This is a genomic window from Vibrio sp. 2134-1, assembly GCF_033339495.1.
The window spans coordinates 1-629 of record NZ_JAWOUS010000580.1; the positions used below are offsets into that span (position 1 = coordinate 1).

Genomic DNA, 629 nt, shown 5'->3' on the forward strand with positions numbered 1-629 from the left:
GACACCAACGGACGCTCTTCAAAGCCAAGAATGCCTTTTAGCTCACCTTCTGACGCTTCTTTCAGCAAAGCATTCACTTCTTCTGCGGTGGTATCGCGTTTCACATCGAAGATGATGTCTGTCAGTGACGCATTCGCCAACGGGACACGCACTGCGTGGCCGTTAATCTTGCCTTTTAAATCAGGGAAAATTTCCACAATCGCAGTCGCACTGCCCGTGGTGGTCGGGATAAGACTCATACCACACGCACGGGCACGACGCAGATCTTTGTGCGGTGCATCCAAAATGGTTTGCGTATTGGTCAAATCATGAATCGTCGTGAAAGAGGATTGCTCAATGCCCAATTTCTCATGAATGACTTTTACTACTGGTGCGATGCAGTTAGTCGTGCACGAAGCCGCTGTCACGATACGATGTTTGTCAGGATCGAAAATGTGGTCGTTCACGCCAACAACGATGTTCGCAATGCCTTCTTCTTTCACTGGTGCGCTAACCACCACTCGCTTCACGCCCTGATCGAGATATTGGTCAAGGTACGAAGTTTTGCGGTGCACGCCTGTCGCTTCAATCACGACATCACAACCAGACCAATTCACAGCATCGATGTCGCGATGCTGTGTCGTCGCGAT

The 629-nt window shown here is 50.1% G+C and carries 1 pseudogene; it reads right to left on the reverse strand.

Annotated features, from left to right (window positions below):
• A pseudogene (locus tag R7R78_RS27335) lies at nt 1–629 on the reverse strand (glyceraldehyde-3-phosphate dehydrogenase); the annotation flags it as partial.